Source organism: Streptomyces sp. CB01373 (genome assembly GCF_002803075.1).
Classification (GTDB): Bacteria; Actinomycetota; Actinomycetes; order Streptomycetales; family Streptomycetaceae; genus Streptomyces.
This window is the reverse complement of the sequence record NZ_NNBK01000013.1, coordinates 78,854-95,361: the sequence shown is the minus strand read 5'-3', so window position 1 is coordinate 95,361 and position 16,508 is coordinate 78,854. Positions and strand designations below refer to the sequence as shown.

The 16,508-nt window shown below is 72.5% G+C and carries 17 protein-coding genes, 1 tRNA gene and 1 pseudogene; 10 read left to right on the top strand and 9 right to left on the bottom strand.

The window, feature by feature from the left end:
* Positions 1-15: 15 nt before the first annotated feature.
* The 5 genes from CG719_RS22195 to CG719_RS22175 all read right to left on the bottom strand — a co-directional run bounded on the left by CG719_RS22195 (position 16) and on the right by CG719_RS22175 (position 2,481).
* Positions 16-291: a hypothetical protein gene (locus CG719_RS22195; RefSeq protein ID WP_159024937.1), complete on the bottom strand. Its 276-nt coding sequence runs from the start codon at positions 289-291 to the stop codon at positions 16-18.
* A 475-nt stretch (positions 292-766) separates the two neighbouring features.
* Positions 767-851, bottom strand: a tRNA-Ser gene (locus CG719_RS22190).
* Positions 852-918: 67 nt separating this feature from the next.
* Positions 919-1,350: a tRNA adenosine(34) deaminase TadA gene (gene tadA / locus CG719_RS22185; protein ID WP_234375716.1), complete on the bottom strand. Its 432-nt coding sequence runs from the start codon at positions 1,348-1,350 to the stop codon at positions 919-921.
* Between the two features lie 83 nt (positions 1,351-1,433).
* Positions 1,434-1,964 (bottom strand): tRNA adenosine deaminase-associated protein, encoded by a 531-nt coding sequence (locus CG719_RS22180; protein ID WP_100570422.1) that lies wholly within the window; start codon positions 1,962-1,964, stop codon positions 1,434-1,436.
* Between the two features lie 280 nt (positions 1,965-2,244).
* On the bottom strand, positions 2,245-2,481 hold the full coding sequence (locus CG719_RS22175; RefSeq protein ID WP_100570566.1) for a hypothetical protein: 237 nt from the start codon (positions 2,479-2,481) through the stop codon (positions 2,245-2,247).
* Between the two features lie 149 nt (positions 2,482-2,630).
* Between CG719_RS22175 and upp the strand changes: the two genes are divergently transcribed.
* On the top strand, positions 2,631-3,266 hold the full coding sequence (gene upp / locus CG719_RS22170) for a uracil phosphoribosyltransferase (RefSeq protein ID WP_100570421.1): 636 nt from the start codon (positions 2,631-2,633) through the stop codon (positions 3,264-3,266).
* A gap of 86 nt (positions 3,267-3,352) precedes the next feature.
* Here the strand turns inward: upp and CG719_RS22165 are convergent, their stop codons facing one another.
* From CG719_RS22165 to CG719_RS22150, 4 genes and pseudogenes are all read right to left on the bottom strand, one after another.
* Complete coding sequence (locus CG719_RS22165) at positions 3,353-3,973, bottom strand: LytR C-terminal domain-containing protein (protein WP_100570565.1); 621 nt, start codon at positions 3,971-3,973, stop codon at positions 3,353-3,355.
* 150 nt (positions 3,974-4,123) lie between these two features.
* The gene (locus CG719_RS22160; protein WP_004943146.1) at positions 4,124-4,420 is read right to left on the bottom strand and encodes a type II toxin-antitoxin system VapB family antitoxin; all 297 of its coding nucleotides are present in this window, start codon (positions 4,418-4,420) and stop codon (positions 4,124-4,126) included.
* A gap of 207 nt (positions 4,421-4,627) precedes the next feature.
* Positions 4,628-5,317: an HdeD family acid-resistance protein gene (locus tag CG719_RS22155; protein ID WP_100570420.1), complete on the bottom strand. Its 690-nt coding sequence runs from the start codon at positions 5,315-5,317 to the stop codon at positions 4,628-4,630.
* A 98-nt stretch (positions 5,318-5,415) separates the two neighbouring features.
* Positions 5,416-6,023 (bottom strand): annotated as a pseudogene (locus CG719_RS22150) (HhH-GPD-type base excision DNA repair protein).
* A gap of 195 nt (positions 6,024-6,218) precedes the next feature.
* Here CG719_RS22150 and CG719_RS22145 point away from each other — a divergent pair.
* The 9 genes from CG719_RS22145 to CG719_RS22105 all read left to right on the top strand — a co-directional run bounded on the left by CG719_RS22145 (position 6,219) and on the right by CG719_RS22105 (position 16,499).
* Positions 6,219-8,279, top strand: a complete 2,061-nt coding sequence (locus tag CG719_RS22145; RefSeq protein ID WP_199836731.1) for a copper resistance CopC family protein — start codon at positions 6,219-6,221, stop codon at positions 8,277-8,279.
* Between the two features lie 239 nt (positions 8,280-8,518).
* On the top strand, positions 8,519-8,809 hold the full coding sequence (locus CG719_RS22140) for a hypothetical protein (RefSeq protein ID WP_234375704.1): 291 nt from the start codon (positions 8,519-8,521) through the stop codon (positions 8,807-8,809).
* Between the two features lie 86 nt (positions 8,810-8,895).
* Positions 8,896-9,753: a DUF2637 domain-containing protein gene (locus CG719_RS22135; RefSeq protein WP_234375703.1), complete on the top strand. Its 858-nt coding sequence runs from the start codon at positions 8,896-8,898 to the stop codon at positions 9,751-9,753.
* Between the two features lie 92 nt (positions 9,754-9,845).
* Positions 9,846-10,172: an STAS domain-containing protein gene (locus tag CG719_RS22130; RefSeq protein WP_100570417.1), complete on the top strand. Its 327-nt coding sequence runs from the start codon at positions 9,846-9,848 to the stop codon at positions 10,170-10,172.
* A 108-nt stretch (positions 10,173-10,280) separates the two neighbouring features.
* Complete coding sequence (locus tag CG719_RS22125; protein ID WP_199836730.1) at positions 10,281-11,747, top strand: MFS transporter; 1,467 nt, start codon at positions 10,281-10,283, stop codon at positions 11,745-11,747.
* Positions 11,748-11,869: 122 nt separating this feature from the next.
* On the top strand, positions 11,870-12,367 hold the full coding sequence (locus tag CG719_RS22120) for a MarR family winged helix-turn-helix transcriptional regulator (RefSeq protein ID WP_100570415.1): 498 nt from the start codon (positions 11,870-11,872) through the stop codon (positions 12,365-12,367).
* Positions 12,368-12,515: 148 nt separating this feature from the next.
* The gene (locus tag CG719_RS22115) at positions 12,516-13,889 is read left to right on the top strand and encodes a magnesium transporter MgtE N-terminal domain-containing protein (protein ID WP_234375702.1); all 1,374 of its coding nucleotides are present in this window, start codon (positions 12,516-12,518) and stop codon (positions 13,887-13,889) included.
* Positions 13,890-14,350: 461 nt separating this feature from the next.
* Positions 14,351-15,943, top strand: coding sequence for an Nramp family divalent metal transporter (locus CG719_RS22110; protein WP_100570413.1), 1,593 nt, complete (start codon positions 14,351-14,353; stop codon positions 15,941-15,943).
* 103 nt (positions 15,944-16,046) lie between these two features.
* On the top strand, positions 16,047-16,499 hold the full coding sequence (locus CG719_RS22105; RefSeq protein WP_159024936.1) for a hypothetical protein: 453 nt from the start codon (positions 16,047-16,049) through the stop codon (positions 16,497-16,499).
* The last annotated feature ends 9 nt before the right edge of the window (positions 16,500-16,508 follow it).

The window sequence follows — 16,508 nt, the reverse complement described above, 5'->3', positions numbered from 1 at the left end:
GCATGTAGCACGTGGCTAGTTCCGCATGGCGGAGGAGGACGGCGCGGTGAAGACCGACGTGGGGTTCACCACCGGTGCCGAGCTGTCGTTGTGCTGGCCTTTGCCGACGTCGCCAAAGAGGAGCATCAAGACGGTGATCACGGCGCACGCCACGCTGATGGCTTCGACGATGTCTCCGCGGGTCGCGGGAAGTCCAGGGCGCGCGTGCGTGGAGTGCTTGAACACGAAATAACCGATCAGACATCCGATAACCATGATCGCGATTCGCACACCTTCGATGTGTACGGTCAAAGTAGGTCCCCTGTGGGCTCCGGGGGCCTGTCCGCCTTTACCCGCCAAGATTTCGGCGGGCAGGCCCCCTCTTCTAGGGCCTCGCGGGATTGCGGTGGCCCTCCTTCCCTTCGCGGGGCTCGTAGGGCCTCAGACAGCAAGAAGCCCAACTTTCCTTAGAAGGAAGTCGGGCTAAGCCCCGGGGGCCACGGAAATACGTTGCATGATCGCTGCGGGTAGGTCAAAGACATCAGGGGGTTGGGCTCCGTGAGTTCCTAGCGCTCGTGGCACGAAAGGTCACATAAGAGGACGAAGTGCAATGGTGTAGACCGAAGTGCAATGTTGTAGACGGGGTGCGAAGCGTGTGAGCCTCCCGCCTTTGTTGGTACGAGGTCGCGGCGAGGGATCGTGCTCGTCGTGCGGCTAACTGAGACGGGAACTGAGACGGAGACGCGCGAAGGGTCCGACTCTATGAGTCGGACCCTTCGTCTATCTGCGGTAGCGGAGGGATTTGAACCCTCGGTGACTTGCGCCACACTCGCTTTCGAGGCGAGCTCCTTCGGCCGCTCGGACACGCTACCGAGGGAGACCTTACAGCACACCGGGCCGTGGCCCGAAATCCGTTTCCGTCCCGTCCGGCGGCCGGGGTCAGCGGCCGCGGAAGAAGTCGGTCAGCAGCGCGGCGCACTCCTCGGCGAGCACGCCCTCGATCACCTCGGGCCGGTGGTTGAGCCGCCGGTCCCGTACGACGTCCCACAGGGAGCCGGCGGCGCCGGCCTTCTCGTCGCGGGCGCCGTAGACCACCCGGTCCACCCGGGACAGCACGAGGGCTCCGGCGCACATCGTGCACGGCTCCAGCGTGACCACCAGCGTGCAGCCCGCCAGCCGCCACTGCCCGGTCCTCGCGGCGGCCCGCCGGATGGCGAGCACCTCCGCGTGGGCGGTCGGGTCGCCGGTGGCCTCCCGCTCGTTGTGGCCGACGCCGAGCACGGTCGTGCCGTCGCCGGCCAGCAGGACCGCGCCGACGGGCACGTCCCCACCGGGGAGAGCCCGCCCGGCCTCGTCCAGCGCGAGCCGCATCGCGGCCCGCCAGGGGTCCCGCACGGGGTCGGGGACCTCGGCCGGGTCCGGAGTCCCGTTCGTCCGCAGCGCGTCCGGCCCGGTCAGCGGACGGTCTCCAGGACCTCCGAGGCGCCCAGGGCCTCGGCGATGGCGTTCAGGGCGTCGTCCGGGTCCAGGGTGCGCAGCTCCTTCGGGCCGACGCCGAGATCGGCGAGGATTCCGCCGTCGCCCAGCGGGCTGTGCGTGATGGCCTCGCCCGACGGCTCCTCCTCGTCCTCGGCGGAGGCCGGTTCACCCTCCTCCGTGCCGTCGAGGTCGAGGGAGTCCAGGTCGGGGCCGTCGTCGCCGGGTTCCCGGCCGAGCAGTTCGTCGGTGAGCAGGATCTCGCCGTACGAGCTGCGGGCGGCGGCGGCGGCGTCGGACACGTAGATGCGAGGGTCGTCCTCGCCCTCCACGCGGACCACGCCGAACCACGCGTCCTCCTGCTCGATCAGGACGAGCACCGTGTCGTCGTCGGTCGAGGCTTCCCGGGCCAGCTCGGCCAGGTCGGCCAGCGTCTCCACATCGTCGAGCTCTGTGTCGCTCGCTTCCCACCCGTCTTCGGTGCGCGCGAGCAGTGCGGCGAAGTACACCGTGACTCTCCCACTGGTCATAGGCGTGCCGGTTGGGGGTCCCCCCGGCGGAGGTTGTGGGCGGGGGAGCTGGGCTCCGAGCCCCACCCACTCGGAATCGTGGCAGAAACAAGGCCTTCAGGGGACGTCTTCGGCTCCCTGTGTCCAGCAGTTTTGACCGCACACCGGTAAAGGACTCACCAGCGCGCACGTTGCCGCCACCAGCGGATCGTACGCGGCTTTCCCCCGGCGGCCACGCACACCCACCGTCGGAGGCGTCCGTGCGGGTGCAGGTGGCGTCCTACCAGCGGAACGTGCGCATACGCATGGCGTGCCGCAGCCGGGCGGTCCTGGCGCGGCGGGGCTGGACGCGGTCGCGCAGGGCCCGCGCCTCGGCGAGGTCGCGCAGGAACCGGGCCCGGCGGCGGCGCCGTTCGGCGTCGGCATCCACCGCGCCGGCCGTCTCCGGGAGGTCCCCCGTCTCCCGCCGCGCGCGCCGCGAGGGGTCCTTGCCAGGTTCCCGTTCCCGCTCAGGCATCGGCTCACCACCCCAGTCCGTCACTCCCACTTTCCCCCCGATGGCGGGTTTGATGCCACGCCGGAGCACGGTGGCGGGGCGCGGTCCGGGCCGCACCCCATGGGGCAGCGGGCGGGCGGGCCGGATCGGGGCCCGATTACTCTTGGCCCATGCGTCTCCACGTCGTCGACCACCCGCTGGTCGCTCACAAGCTCACCACGCTGCGCGACCGCCGCACCGACTCCCCGACCTTCCGGCGGCTCGCCGACGAACTGGTCACCCTGCTCGCCTACGAGGCGACCCGCGACGTGCGCACCGAACAGGTCGACATCAACACGCCGGTCGCCCGGACCACCGGCGTCAAGCTCTCCCACCCGCGGCCCCTGGTGGTGCCGATCCTGCGGGCCGGCCTCGGCATGCTGGACGGCATGGTGCGGCTGCTGCCGACCGCCGAGGTGGGCTTCCTGGGCATGATCCGCAACGAGGAGACGCTCCAGGCCTCGACGTACGCCACGCGCATGCCGGAGGACCTCTCCGGCCGTCAGGTCTACGTCCTCGACCCGATGCTCGCCACCGGCGGCACGCTGGTCGCGGCCATCCAGGAACTGATCAAGCGCGGCGCCGACGACGTGACCGCGGTCGTCCTGCTGGCCGCCCCCGAGGGCGTCGCCGTCATGGAACGCGACCTGGCGGGCACCCCGGTGACCGTGGTGACGGCCTCGGTCGACGAACACCTCAACGAGCACGGCTACATCGTCCCGGGCCTCGGAGACGCGGGCGACCGGATGTACGGCGCCGCCGAGTAGCTCCTGCTCACGGCCCGACGTCCCTCAGCCGGAGCACCTGTGGCCGCCCCGCGGGCAACCGCCCGCCGCCGGGCGGCCGCGGAACCTCAGCAGGCGCTCTTCGGAGTGGTCGCCTCCGGCTGCGGGGCGGTCAGGGCGGTCAGGGCCTCGTCGGCGGCCGCCGACCGGGTCAGCGCCTTGAAGCCGGTGCCGATGATCAGGTCCACGTCGGTGCCCTTGCGGGTGTCGGTGCGGCTCTCCGCCCCGGCGAGCTGCGTGGCGAGGACGGGCAGCGAGGTGTTCAGCGAGGACGCCGGGCCGAGGAGCAGTCCGGCGCCCTTGACCTTCTTGTCGAACGCCTCGTTCGCGTTGCCCACCTGACCGATGCGGAAGCCGCGCTTCTTCAGCTCGTCCGCGGTCTGCTTGGCCAGGCCGCTGCGGGGCGTGGCGTTCAGGACGTTGACCGTGATCTGGCCCGGCTTGGGCAGCGCCCGGGCCGCGTTCGTCGGCGACGGGCTCGCCGTGGGCGAAGCCTTGGTCGAGCAGTCGCTGCTGGCCGCCGAGGCCTTGCTGCCGCCGGTGAAGACGTCGATGAGCTGCCACGTGCCCCAGCCGATCACGCCCAGCACCGCGACGGAGGCGGCGGCGAGGAACGCGAGCCTGCCGCGCCGCCGGGGCTTGCGCATCCGCGGGTATCTGTTCCCCGTGATCCGGTACTTCCCGCCCATGCCGGGGGGAGTCAGCATGCTCATGGGCGCAGCGTAATGCGCGTGAGCGGTGATTCCTACTAGATGATCATTGGTGACCGCTCAGCTGAACCCAAAAGGTCCAAACCGTCGCCGAACGGCGGTCCGGAGGGTGGCCCGAAGCCCGGAGGCTCAGTCCAGCTCCAGCACACGCGCGTGCAGCACCTGGCGCTGCTGGAGCGCCGCCCGCACGGCGCGGTGGAGGCCGTCCTCCAGGTACAGGTCGCCCTGCCACTTCACGACGTGCGCGAAGAGGTCGCCGTAGAACGTCGAGTCCTCCGCGAGGAGGGTCTCCAGGTCGAGCTGCTGCTTGGTGGTCACGAGCTGATCGAGGCGGACCGGGCGCGGCGCGACGTCCGCCCACTGCCGGGTGCTCTCCCGGCCGTGGTCGGGGTACGGCCGGCCGTTTCCGATGCGCTTGAAGATCACACGGAGAGCCTACCGGCCCAGACCTTCCGGGCGCAGCCCGGCCACCGGAGTGCGGCGCTGGAAATGCCGCGGCAAAACCGGGCGAACCGGGAACGGGGGACGGAGCTGCCGGCGATGCCGGCGATGAGCGACGGCGGAGATCATGCCAGGACTGCGGGTGCGGAGTCCCGGCCGTTGGACAGTTGTACACAGGCTGTGGACAACGGGTCACGCGGTACGGGGGACGTGCTCGGCGTGCCCGCGGATGCGGAAGGCGGTGACGATCTCGAAGACGCCGACCACCACCAGCCACCACCCGCCGAGCACGATGAGCACCGCGGCCGACGCCAGCGGAGAGTCGATCAGCACGATCCCGGCGATGAAGGTGAGCACGCCGAGGAAGATCTGCCAGCCGCGCGCGGGCGCGCCGCGGTCGTGGACGGCGGCGATCGTCAGGGTGATGCCGCGGATCAGCCAGCCGATGCCGATCCACAGCGCGAGCAGCAGGATCGACTGCGTGGCGCCGCGGAAGCACAGCAGGCCCAGCAGGATCGACAGGGTGCCGCTGATGAAGGCCAGCACGCGCAACGAGGCCGTCTTGTGGGTGCCGAACGCGGAGACCAGCTGGAGCACGCCGCTGACCAGCAGGTAGATCCCGAAGAGGACGCCGGCGGCCAGCAGGGAGGCGCCCGGCCAGAGCAGTACCAGGATGCCGAGGATCAGCGCCGCCGCACCGGTGGCGAGGACCGCCTGCCAGGCGGCGTGGGACAGCAGGTGCAGGGGTCCTTCCAGCGGCGGTTCGTACTGCGGGGGCGGCGAGGGCGGCGAGGTCCGCACGTCCCGTGGGTCCCGCGTGGCGTGGACGAGACGATCGTCGTACCCCGCGCCTGCGGGGCCGCTGCTCGGTGGCTCGGTCATGGTCCATGCTGCGAACGGGCGCGCGACCACCGCCACTTGGGACCGGCCGGTCGGCTGACGTCCGCCGCGGGGCCCGCCCGGGGCGTACCGCCACCCGGTCACTTCCCGGAAGACTTCGTCCCCTTGCCCGCCCTGCTCGACCTGCCGGTGCCGGTCGTCCTGGCCGTCTTGACTGTCTTGGTCGTCGTGGCTGATTTGGCCGCTCTGGCCGCCACCTTCAGTTCCTGCTTGTGCGCCCGCACTCTGGCCGGCGAATCGGGCCCGGTGATGTCGGCGACGGACCGGTGGGAGTCCGGCTCGCCGTACGCTCCCGCCGCCTCCCGCCACCCCGTGGGCCGCACACCGAGCTGCTTGCCGAGCAGCGCCAGGTAGATCTGCGCCTTCCGCTTGCCGAACCCGGGCAGCTCCTCCAGCCGTCGCAGCAGCTCCCGCCCGCTGTCGACCCCATGGCCATCGACGCCGGGTAGCGGTGCACGGCCGGTTTGTCCGACAGGAGCCGGGCGAAGGTCTCCGGCTCGAAGGCCACGATCTCGTGGGCGTCCAGGTCGTCGGTGCCCATGCGCCTGGCGATCGTCGCCGTCCCGGTGAACGCCCACTCCATCGGGACCTGCTGGTCAAGCAGCATGCCGACCAGGGCGGCGAGCGGACTGCGGCCGCGGAGCGCGTCGGCCTCGGGGTCCTGGGCGAGGTGAAGGGTGACGTCCATGTCCCGATGGTCGCCCGCCGGACGGCGGGACGCAGCCGGAGGATCCCGGAGGGCCCCGGAGGACACGGAGGATCCCCGGTGGGCAAGACTCGGTGAGCAGAACGCCGCCTTCGTCCGTACCCATCCAGAAGCCGGCGAGTGCCAAGACGGAGAAGTGACGTGACCGGACGGCGGGGCGAAGGTCGGGACGGCGCTGTGCGCCGTGGACGCGTACGGCGGCGGCGACTTGGGAAGCTGACGCTGCTCGGCGCGGTACTGGTCCTGCTCCTTCTCGGTGGCGCCTCACCCGCCTCGGCGCACGCCGCACTGCGGAGCGCGGACCCCGCCGACGGAACCGTCCTCAAGTCGGCGCCCGGCACGGTCACTCTGTCCTTCACCGAGTCCGTCAGCCTGCTCGACGACTCCTTCCGTCTCTTCGACCCCGAGGGGCGGCGGGTGCCTACGGGCGAGCCGCAGCACGCGCCGGGGCGTCCGGACACGGCCCGGGTGGCGTTCCCCGAGGGGCTCGGCGAAGGCACGTTCACCCTGGCGTGGCGGGTGGTGTCGGCGGACAGTCACCCCGTCTCCGGCGCCTTCACCTTCTCCGTGGGAAAGCCGTCCCCGACGATGGCCGCGATCGACACCGGGCCGGCCGAGAACCCCACGACCCGCGGCCTCTACGATCTCGCGCGCTACACCTCCTACGGCGCCGCCGCCCTGCTGATCGGCACGGCGGCCTTCGCACTGCTGTGCCGCCCGCCGCACACGGGCCCGCTGCGCAAGCCGCTGGTGGCGGGCTGGTGGGCGCTGCTGGCCTCCACGCTCGCCCTGCTGGTGCTGCGGGCGCCCTACGAGACCGGGACCGGTCCGGCGTCGGCCTTCGACCCCGCGGCCTTCGCCCGCACCCTGACCGGCCGCCCCGGCCTGGTGCTGCTGACCCGCCTGGCCCTGCTCGCACCGGCGGCCCTCCTTCTCGTACGGCTGTCCCGGCGCCCGCCGGAGGAGAAGCCCTCTCGTGCGAACCTGGCGGCGGGCGCCGCGCTGGCCCTCGCCCTGGCACTGACGTGGGCGGGGTCCGAGCACGCCTCGGCCGGCATCCAGGTTCCGGTGGCGATGACGTCGTCGGTGCTGCACCTGCTGGCGATGGCGGTCTGGCTGGGCGGCCTGACAGCCCTCCTGACCACCCTTCAGCACGCCACACCGGACGAGCCGGAGACAGGACGCGCCGCGCCACCGGCCACGCGCCGGAAAGCGCCCCCGGCTTCTCCGGACGGCGACCCGGAGCCGAAGGCGAAGGCGGCGGTCACGGTGTCTGCAGAGGGCAGCGGCGGCCGTACGACGGTCGCGGCCCTGGAGGGCACTGCGGCCACGGGGGCCTCGGACGGCGCCGCGACCTCGGCCGCTCCGGTCGACGGTCCGGCTCGCGCGGCGGCCGGTGCGGTTGGCCGGACGGCGGCCGGTGCCTCGGCGCCTTCCGTCGACGGTCCCGCGCTGACCGCCGCGGTGGTGCGCTTCTCCCGGATCGCCTTCGGCGCCGTCGTCGTCCTCGTGGTCACCGGCGTCTACCAGTCCTGGCGCGGCCTCGGTTCCTGGACCACGCTCACCGGCACGGAGTACGGCCGGCTGCTGCTGGTCAAACTCGTGGTGGTGGCGCTGCTGCTGGCCGTGGCGGCCCACTCCCGGCGCTGGACGGCACGGCTGGTGACGGCGGACGCGGACCCGGCCGCGTCCGACGGGAAGGCACCGGCGGAGGAGTCCGGTACGAAGACATCCGTGTCCGCCCCCGACGTCTGCCGCCGCGCCCTGCGCCGCTCGGTGCTGGCCGAGGTCGCCGTGGGCATCGCGGTCCTGGTCTTCACCACGGTGCTGGCCGGCACCCTGCCGGGCCGCGCGGCCGCCGAGGCGGCGCAGGCCGCGCCCGTGGCCGGGGTCCCGGGCGCCTCCGTCACGATCATCCCGTTCGACGTCGGCACCCCCGGCGGTCACGGCAAGGTGCAGATCACCCTGGAACCGGGCCGCGTCGGCCAGAACGCGGTGGAGGCCGTCGTCTACGGTCCGGACGGCGGTCTGACCACCGTCCCCGAACTGCGCCTGTCCCTGTCCCTGCCCGCACGGAACATCGGCCCCATCGACGCCGCGCTGACCAACAGGGGCGGCTACTGGGGCACCGACACCCTCAATCTCCCGATCCCCGGCACCTGGACCATGAAGGCGACGGTACGGGTGTCGGAGATCGACCAGGCGAGCGAGGAGCGGAAGGTCCACATCCCGCGCTAGCGGCCGAGGGACGCAGGCCGGCGCGTCGCCCGTGCGGAACGCGGCGGGTCGGTACCCGTGACATGCGTCCGAAGGGACGTACTGTCGACGTGCCGCACGCCGAACGGCGGCTCACCGCCCCATGTCCGTCTCTTCATTTGTACGGATGAGACATCCGATCGCACATATAGAGCTAATCAGGGAATTCCTTCACCCATTTGCCGCGCATCCGGGGAAAGTCGGACGGCGTTAGTCGAGATATGACTAAGGCAACCAGGGAAGGGTACTGGGGTCTGTTCGGGGGTCAGGAGCGAGGGGACCCGGTCGCCGCTCACGCGGTGGCGCTGGGCCCCTACACCTACCTCCCCGCTCCCGTGCACTCGTCGGCCACCGTCAACGGGACCCTGACCAGAGGCGGTTTCCCCGTCGCCCTCAAGGTGACGGAACCCCTGCTGCGGGATTTCCTGGACGCGATGAGCACGCTGGAAGCCGACCTCGCCCGCCGCTGGCTCGGATCGGTGGGCCGGTCCCGTTTCCCGGGAGCGGAATAACCGGCCGCGTCATGTACGACGAACGTATCGATCGCCGTTCCGGCCATTCGGCAGATTATTCGGGCTTTTCGGGCTATTCCGGCCATGTGGGCGGATACCAGGGGGCGGGCACCGGGCGGCACCGGGGTCCGGCGGAGTTCTTCACCTCTCCCCTGGAGCCGCCGGACGCGACCTGGGACCCGGCCGAGGAACTGGCCTTCATGCTCCAGGACGCCATGGAGGAGCACCGGCCGGACATCCCCGGCATCCCTGATGTCCCCGTCGCCCTCGACGAGGCGCCGGTCGCCGAGGCCGCCCCGAGCACGCCCCTGGAGAACCTCCAGGCGATCACGGAGGAACTGCCTCCCCTGAAGGGGGTCGCCCGGCGCCATCGAAAGATCCGGGAACGCAAGCGTCCGGACGTCCTGCGGACCGCCAGTCATGTCATCGCCGCGCTGACCGCGGTGATCGCTTCCTCGGTGAGCTTCTTCGGCGGAATGGTTGCCTACGATCCCCTCCACGTCGTGGCCGTGGCCCGTATGGAGGGCGGCATCGCCTCCTGGTGGCCCCTGCTCGTCTACGGTCCCTGGCTGGTCGCCTCGCTGTCCGTGCTGCGGTCCGCGCTGCACCGGCGCCGCGCCGTCCACTCCTGGGGCGTGGTGCTGATCTTCTCGTCCATCGCCATGCTCCTGTGCGTGTTGCAGGCGCCCAGGACGATCGTCGACATCGCGGCCGCGGCCCTGCCGGGCCTGGCCTCCCTGGCCTGCTTCCAGCAGCTCGTACGTCAGGTCACCCTGACCCGCCCGCCCCGGCGGGCCACGCCCCGCCACCGTCAGCCCCGCACTCCGCACCCCGGGACCCCGCCCATGTCCACGTCCGCCGCCCGCGTCCGTGACGCCCGCCGCACCGCGACGACGGCACGACCGGCGCGACCGGCCGGAGGCGCGGCGGGCAAGAGGTTCTGAGCCGGACGTTCCCCGGCGCCGGGCCCCACGGACCTGGCGCCGGGTTCACCATGGAGGTGGACGGAGTGTGGCGCACGCGAAGGAGGGCCGCCATGGCAGCAGCGCATCTCCCGGCGTCGCCCTTGATGATCAGGGCGACCGACGACCGGCGGGCCGAGCTCGTCCTCACCGGGGACATCGGTGCCCACGCCCTGCGGCCGCTGGAGGAACGACTCGCGGCACCGCAGCTGAGCGAGACCGACGAGTGGGTCGTGGACATGAGCGGGGCCACCCACCTCGACCTCGCCTGCGCCTACGCCCTGCTGCGGGCCGCCACGCGGTGGCCGGCGACCGCGGTCACCATTCGCGGAGCCCGGCGCGCCGTGCACCGGACCCTGCACCAGGCGGGGTTCGACGCGGTCGCGGTGATGGAGGACTGAGGAGGCTCATGAGGTCAAGAGGACCCATGAGGCCGAAGGGGTGCCGTCATGGGAGGGGCCTGATCGGACGGAGCCCGAATAGTTCGGTGACCGATGTAATCTGAAGTCATGGCTCCGGATACGACGCACACCCCGCCCCGCCCGCGCTGGCCCGCCGTGCTCACCGCGGAGCGGGCCCGCCCGGAGGGGATCCGGTCGCGGCCGAACGCCTGGCGGCTGGCCGTGGCCACGGTGTGCTTCGGGGCGTTCATGGGCCAGCTGGACGCGAGCATCGTGACGCTGACCTACGGCAGCCTGCGCACCGAGTTCCACACCTCGCTCGCCGCGGTGGAATGGGTGTCGCTGGCGTATCTGCTGGCCCTGGTGGCGCTGCTGGTGCCGGCCGGGCGGCTGGCGGACGCCCACGGCCGCAAGCTGCTGTACCTGTACGGGTTCGCCGTCTTCACACTGGCGTCCGCCGCCTGCGGACTGGCGCCCTCCCTGGTGGCGCTGGTGGGCTTCCGGGTGGTGCAGGCGGCCGGAGCGGCGTTGATGCAGGCCAACAGCGTCGCGCTGGTGACCACCAGCGCACCCCGCGGGCGGATGCGCAGCGCGCTCGGCGTGCAGGCCGCCGCACAGGCGCTGGGGCTCGCCCTGGGGCCCACGGTGGGCGGGGCGCTGGTGTCCACCCTGGGCTGGCGCTGGGTGTTCTGGGTGAACGTGCCGGTCGGGCTGGTCGCGCTGGTGAGCGGGCACTATCTGCTGCCGCGCACCAGGGCCCGTACGAGGGTGACCCGCTTCGACTGGGCCGGACTGGCGCTGCTGGCCGTGGCGACGACCTGCGCTCTGCTCGGTGTGTCTGCGGCCTCCGGTCTGCCGGTGCCCGGCTGGAGCGTGGTCCTGCTGTTCGGCGTGGCCGCCCTGGCCGGCTGGGGGTTCGCCCGCCGTCAGCGGCGGATCGCCGCGCCCCTGCTCGACCTCGCGCTGCTGCGGGTGCGCGCGGTGACGTTCGGGCTGGTCGGGGCGCTCAGCGGATACCTGGTGCTGTTCGGCCCGCTGGTGCTGGTGCCGGTCGTGCTGACCGCGCGGGGGGCTTCGGAGCTGACCGCGGGGCTGGTGCTGACCGCGCTGCCCGCCGGGTTCGCCCTCGGCGCCACGGGCGGTGACCGGTTGCTGCCGCGCTCCCTCAGCGACCGTGGCCGGTGCCTGGCCGGAGCCGGCGTGTTCCTCCTCGCCACGGCCGCGCTCATGGCCGTTCCGCTGACCATCGCCTGGCTGGTGCCGCTGCTGGCCCTGGTCGGCGTGGGGCTGGGGACGTTCACCCCGGCCAACAACGCGCTGATCATGGGCGCGATCCCGGCCCGTTCCTCCGGCACCGGCGGCGGTCTGGTCAACATGACCCGCGGTCTGGGCACCGCCCTGGGGGTGGCACTGGTGACCCTCGCCCTGCACCTGGCGGCCGGCGGTGGAACCGAGGCCGGCGCCCGGTGGTCCGCGGCGATCCTGGTGGCGGTGTCGGCCGTCGCCGTGGTCTCGGCCCGGCTGGGTCCCGAGCGGGGCGACCACGGGCGGTCCCAGTCGGAACTCGGGGCGTGAGGAGGCGAGTGAGACCGGTGAACCACGCGCGTGAGACGGTGAACACCCCGCGTGAACCGGCGGACAAGGCGGTGCCGCCGCGAGCAGGAGGGCGCCCGCGTGGACCCGGCTACCCTTGCCGCATGTCCGCGCAGCCCCGTTCCGAGCTTCCCCTGTTCGGCCCCGCCGCCGAGGCGCTGGACGCCCGTCTGCTGACCGAGGCTGTCACCCGCCTGCGCCGCGCCCTGCGGGCCTCGATCCGCACCGACTATCCGTGGGAGAAGCTGCCCATGGCCCAGGTCGAGCTGCTCCAGGTGCTCGGCGAGCACTCGCCCGCCCGGATCAGCGACCTCGCGGCCCGCCAGCGGCTCGCACCGAGCACCGTCAGCGGACTGATCGGCCAGATGATCACGACGGGCCTGGTCGCGCGCGAGGTCGACTCCGCCGACCGCCGCGCCTCCGTCGTCACCCTCACCGACGCCGGCCGCGACCAGCTCACCGCGTGGACCACGGCCCACGAACGCCGGATGGACGCCGCCCTGGCCTCCCTGGACGACACGACCCGCTCCGCCATCGCCACCGCCTTGCCGGCCCTCTTCCAACTCGCCGAACAACTGGGCCGGTTGGACGACGGCTCCTGACGCCGTTCGAGACACCGTTCGAGGGGCCGTTCGAGACGCCGATCGACACACCACCTTGCCGTCGGCGGGGCGTTTGCGTGTGTTTGCGGTGATTCAATACCGTTGGTCGCGGGGGCAGTCGACGTTCGGGCAGGGCAGAGCGATGACCGTGAGTCCGTCTTCGCCGCGGCCGGCGGCACACCGGGAGCAGGCGCCCGTTCATCTGTCGTCGCTGGTGAAGCGCCCCGTGGTGGACCCGGGCGACCGGTCGCTCGGGCGGCTCTCCGACGTGATCGTCCGGCTGCGCGGCGCCGACTATCCGGTGGTGACCGGGCTCGTGGTCGGCGTGGGCGGCCGTGAGCTGTTCGTCCCGGTCGAACAGGTGGCTGCTCTCGACGCCGAGGGCCTGGTGGAACTCGAGAGCGCACGGCTCGACCTGCGGCCGTTCGGGCGGCGCGAGGGTGAGGTGCTGCTGCGGGCGGACGTACTGGGCCACCGGCTGATCGACGTGGGCGAGGCCCGCCTGGTCCGCGCGCAGGACCTGGAACTGGCCGAGCGCGACGGCCAGTGGCTGCTGTCGGGCGTGGACACGCACCGCCCGCACCGACTGCTCGGGATCTTCGGGGACCGTGCGACGGGGCACGCGTGCCGTGACTGGCAGGCGTTCGAGCCGCTGATCGGACACAGCCGCAGCGCGCTGGTCCGCCGTCCCACGGCCCGGATCCGGCGCCTGCGGCCCGCGGAGATCGCCGACCTGCTCGAAGACGCCTCCAGGGACGAGGAACGCGAGATCCTCGGCGACGTCCGGCAGGATCCGGAGCTGGAGGCCGACGTCTTCGAGGAACTGGAGGAGGACCGGGCCTCCCGGCTGCTCAACGCCCGCACCGACGAGGAGATCGCCGCCGTCCTGGCGCGGATGCGGGCGGACGACGCGGCCGACGCCATCGACGATCTGCGCCAGGGCCGCCGGCGACCCGTGCTGGACCTGCTGCCCGCCGGACAGCGGGCCAAGGTGCTGACCCTGATGGGCTTCAACCCCGCCAGTGCCGGAGGCCTGATGGGGATGGACTTCCTGGCCCTGCCCCCGGATACGCCCGTGAGCGAGGCCGAGGCTGCGGTCAGGCGCGCGAACCGGCTCCAACCGGAGGCGCTGACCAGCGTCTACACCGTCGACGAGGACGGCCGGCTGCTCGGCTGGGTCCGGCTGGTCACCATCCTGCAGAGCGACCCCGGGCTCCGGCTGGCCGAGGTGAGCGAGGCCGATCCCGTGCGCGTCGGCCCGGACACGGACCTGGTGGACGTCGCCCTGCTGATGACGGACTACAACCTCATCACCCTGCCGGTCGTGGACGACGAAGGAGTCCTGCTCGGTGTGATCACGGTCGACGACGTACTGGAGGCGACACTGCCGGAGGACTGGCGGCGCCGGGAAGTGGCCCCGCCACCGGACGCGCATCGGACCGTTGAGGCCGGAAGCATCCCTGGCGCCACTGGTGCCGGCGGCGCCGGGGGACCGGATGGGCGTGAGGAGCCCTCACCATGAGGGAACCCCGGCAGCCCCGGCCCGACCGGCAGCCCGCCCGGCGCCCGCCGCAGCAGCCGCCGCCCGGCGCCCGCCCGGAGGACGGTCCGCCCGAGTCGGGGGCTCGCTCGGAGGACCGTAGGTCCCGGCCCGGCGCGCGTCCGGAGGACCGTCCGCCTACGCCGGGCTCGCGGCCGGACGCGCCGAAGTCCGGCAGCCCACCGCCGGACACGCCGCCCGAGCCCGGTCCGCACCCGGACTCGCCCACCAAGCCCGGTCCGCGCCCGGCCGGGGGCGGACCCACGCCCGGCCCGCGCCCACAGGCGCACGGCGCCGATGCGCACCCCGCAGCCCCGGACAGGCCACCGGTCCCACCGGTCGGTCCCGGAGCCCGGGGGCACGCCGCCACGCCGGCACGCGACGGCGCCCCCCGTGACCGGAGCCCCACGCCACCGGCGGGCCCCCGCCCCCGCCGCACGGCGGTGCTGGACGAGGCCCACCTCGGTGACATCGAGGGCGCGCTGGGACGTATCCGGCTGGAGGAGGCGGACTCCAGCCGGAGTCTCAAGCGGCGGCTGCTGACCTTCCTGGCCATCGTCGGCCCCGGCCTGATCGTGATGGTGGGCGACAACGACGCCGGCGGGATCTCCACGTACGCCCAGGCGGGCCAGAACTACGGCTACAGCCTGCTCTGGGTGCTCCTGCTGCTCATCCCCGTCCTCATCGTCAACCAGGAGATGGTGGTCCGGCTCGGAGCCGTCACCGGTGTCGGGCACGCCCGGCTGATCAACGAGCGCTTCGGCAGGTTCTGGGGCTGGTTCAGCGTCGGCGACCTGTTCGTGCTGAACTTCCTGACGATCGTCACCGAGTTCATCGGCGTCTCGCTCGCCCTGAGCTACCTCGGCGTGGACAAGTACATCGCCGTGCCGGTCGCCGCCGTCGCCCTGGTGGCGATCACCGCCTCGGGCAGCTTCCGGAGCTGGGAACGCGCGATGTTCGCCTTCATCGCCGTCAGCCTGCTGCTGGTGCCACTGGCGCTGCTGTCCCACCCGCGCTACGGAGCGGCCGTGCACCACCTGGTCGTCCCGGGCGTGCGGGGCGGGGTCACCTCGGAGGCCGTCCTGCTGATCATCGCGATCGTCGGTACGACCGTCGCCCCCTGGCAGCTGTTCTTCCAGCAGTCCAACATCATCGACAAGCGCATCACACCGCGGTTCGTCGGCCATGAGCGCGCGGACACCGTGCTGGGCTCCCTCGTCGTGATCGGCGGCGCCGTCGCGATCGTCGTCGTCGCCGACTACGCCGTGAGCGGTACGGGCGCGGCCGGGCACTTCACCGACGCGCTGGGCGTCGCCGAGGCCCTGGGCGGGCACAGCCGTGTGCTGGGAGTGATGTTCGCGGTCGTGCTCCTGGACGCGTCGATCATCGGCGCCGCGGCGGTCACCCTGGCCACCAGCTACGCCTTCGGCGACGTGTTCAACCTGCGCCACTCCCTGCACCGCAGCTTCCGCGAGGCCAAGGCGTTCTACGGGACCTACGCCGGGATGGTCCTGCTCGCCGCCGCCATCGTGCTGATCCCCGGTGCGCCCCTCGGGCTGATCACGACCGCCGTTCAGGCCCTGGCGGGCCTGCTGCTGCCCTCCGCGTCGGTGTTCCTGCTGCTGCTGTGCAACGACCGGGCGGTCCTCGGCCCCTGGGTCAATCCGCGCTGGCTCAACATGGTGGCGTCGACCGTCATCGCGGTGCTCCTGATGCTGTCCGGGATCCTCGTCGCGACGACCCTGTTCCCGTCGCTGGACACCACCCGGATCGCGCTGTGGCTCACCGGTGTGCTGGTCGTGGGGCTGCTTGGCGCGGCCGTGGGACTGCGTGTCATCCGCGCCCGCCGGGGCCCGGAACTGCCTCCGCCTCCGCGGATCCCCCGCTCGGAACGCGAGAGCTGGCGCATGCCTCCCCTCGCCCTGCTGGAGCCCGTCGTCTGGTCCCCCGGACTCAGACTCGGCATGGGCCTGCTGCGCGGCTACCTGGTGATCGCCGCGCTGCTGCTGGTGGTCAAGGCCGTCCAGATCGGCTGAGCCGGGATCGGGGGCCTGGCCGAGCACCGGACGCGGGGCGACGATGGAGAGGTGAGGGAGGCCTGATGTGATCCCGCCCCACCCGCACCAAGGAGATCGTGTGGTGGCATACCTGCTGCCGGTGTGGACGAGGCTCCCCGCCGCCGACCGCATGGGCGTGGCGGCGGCCGTGCTGGGCGCTGCGCTGGTCGCCCTCATCGTGGGTACGAGGATGCGGCGGGGCCGTTCCCGTCCGTTGTTCAGGAACCCACGGGCCCGCCGGCCCGCCGAGCCGGTCGACACGTCATGGTTCACCGCCCACACCCTGGACGGCTTCCCCGAGGAGGCGGTCCGCGCCACCCTGGGGACCCCGGCCGCCCCGTCCCGCGAACGCCTCTACGCCGCCTGGGTCCTCGCCACGCACACCCAGGGCACGGACGCCGTATGGCTGGAGAAGAACCTGGCCCTCCCCGCCGACGCGGCCCACCTGATCACCGAGGCCGCCGAAGCCAGACGCCGCGAGTTGTCGGCACAGGAGAACCGCGCCACGAAGGCACGCGAAAGCGACCAGCCCTGACTGAGCCCC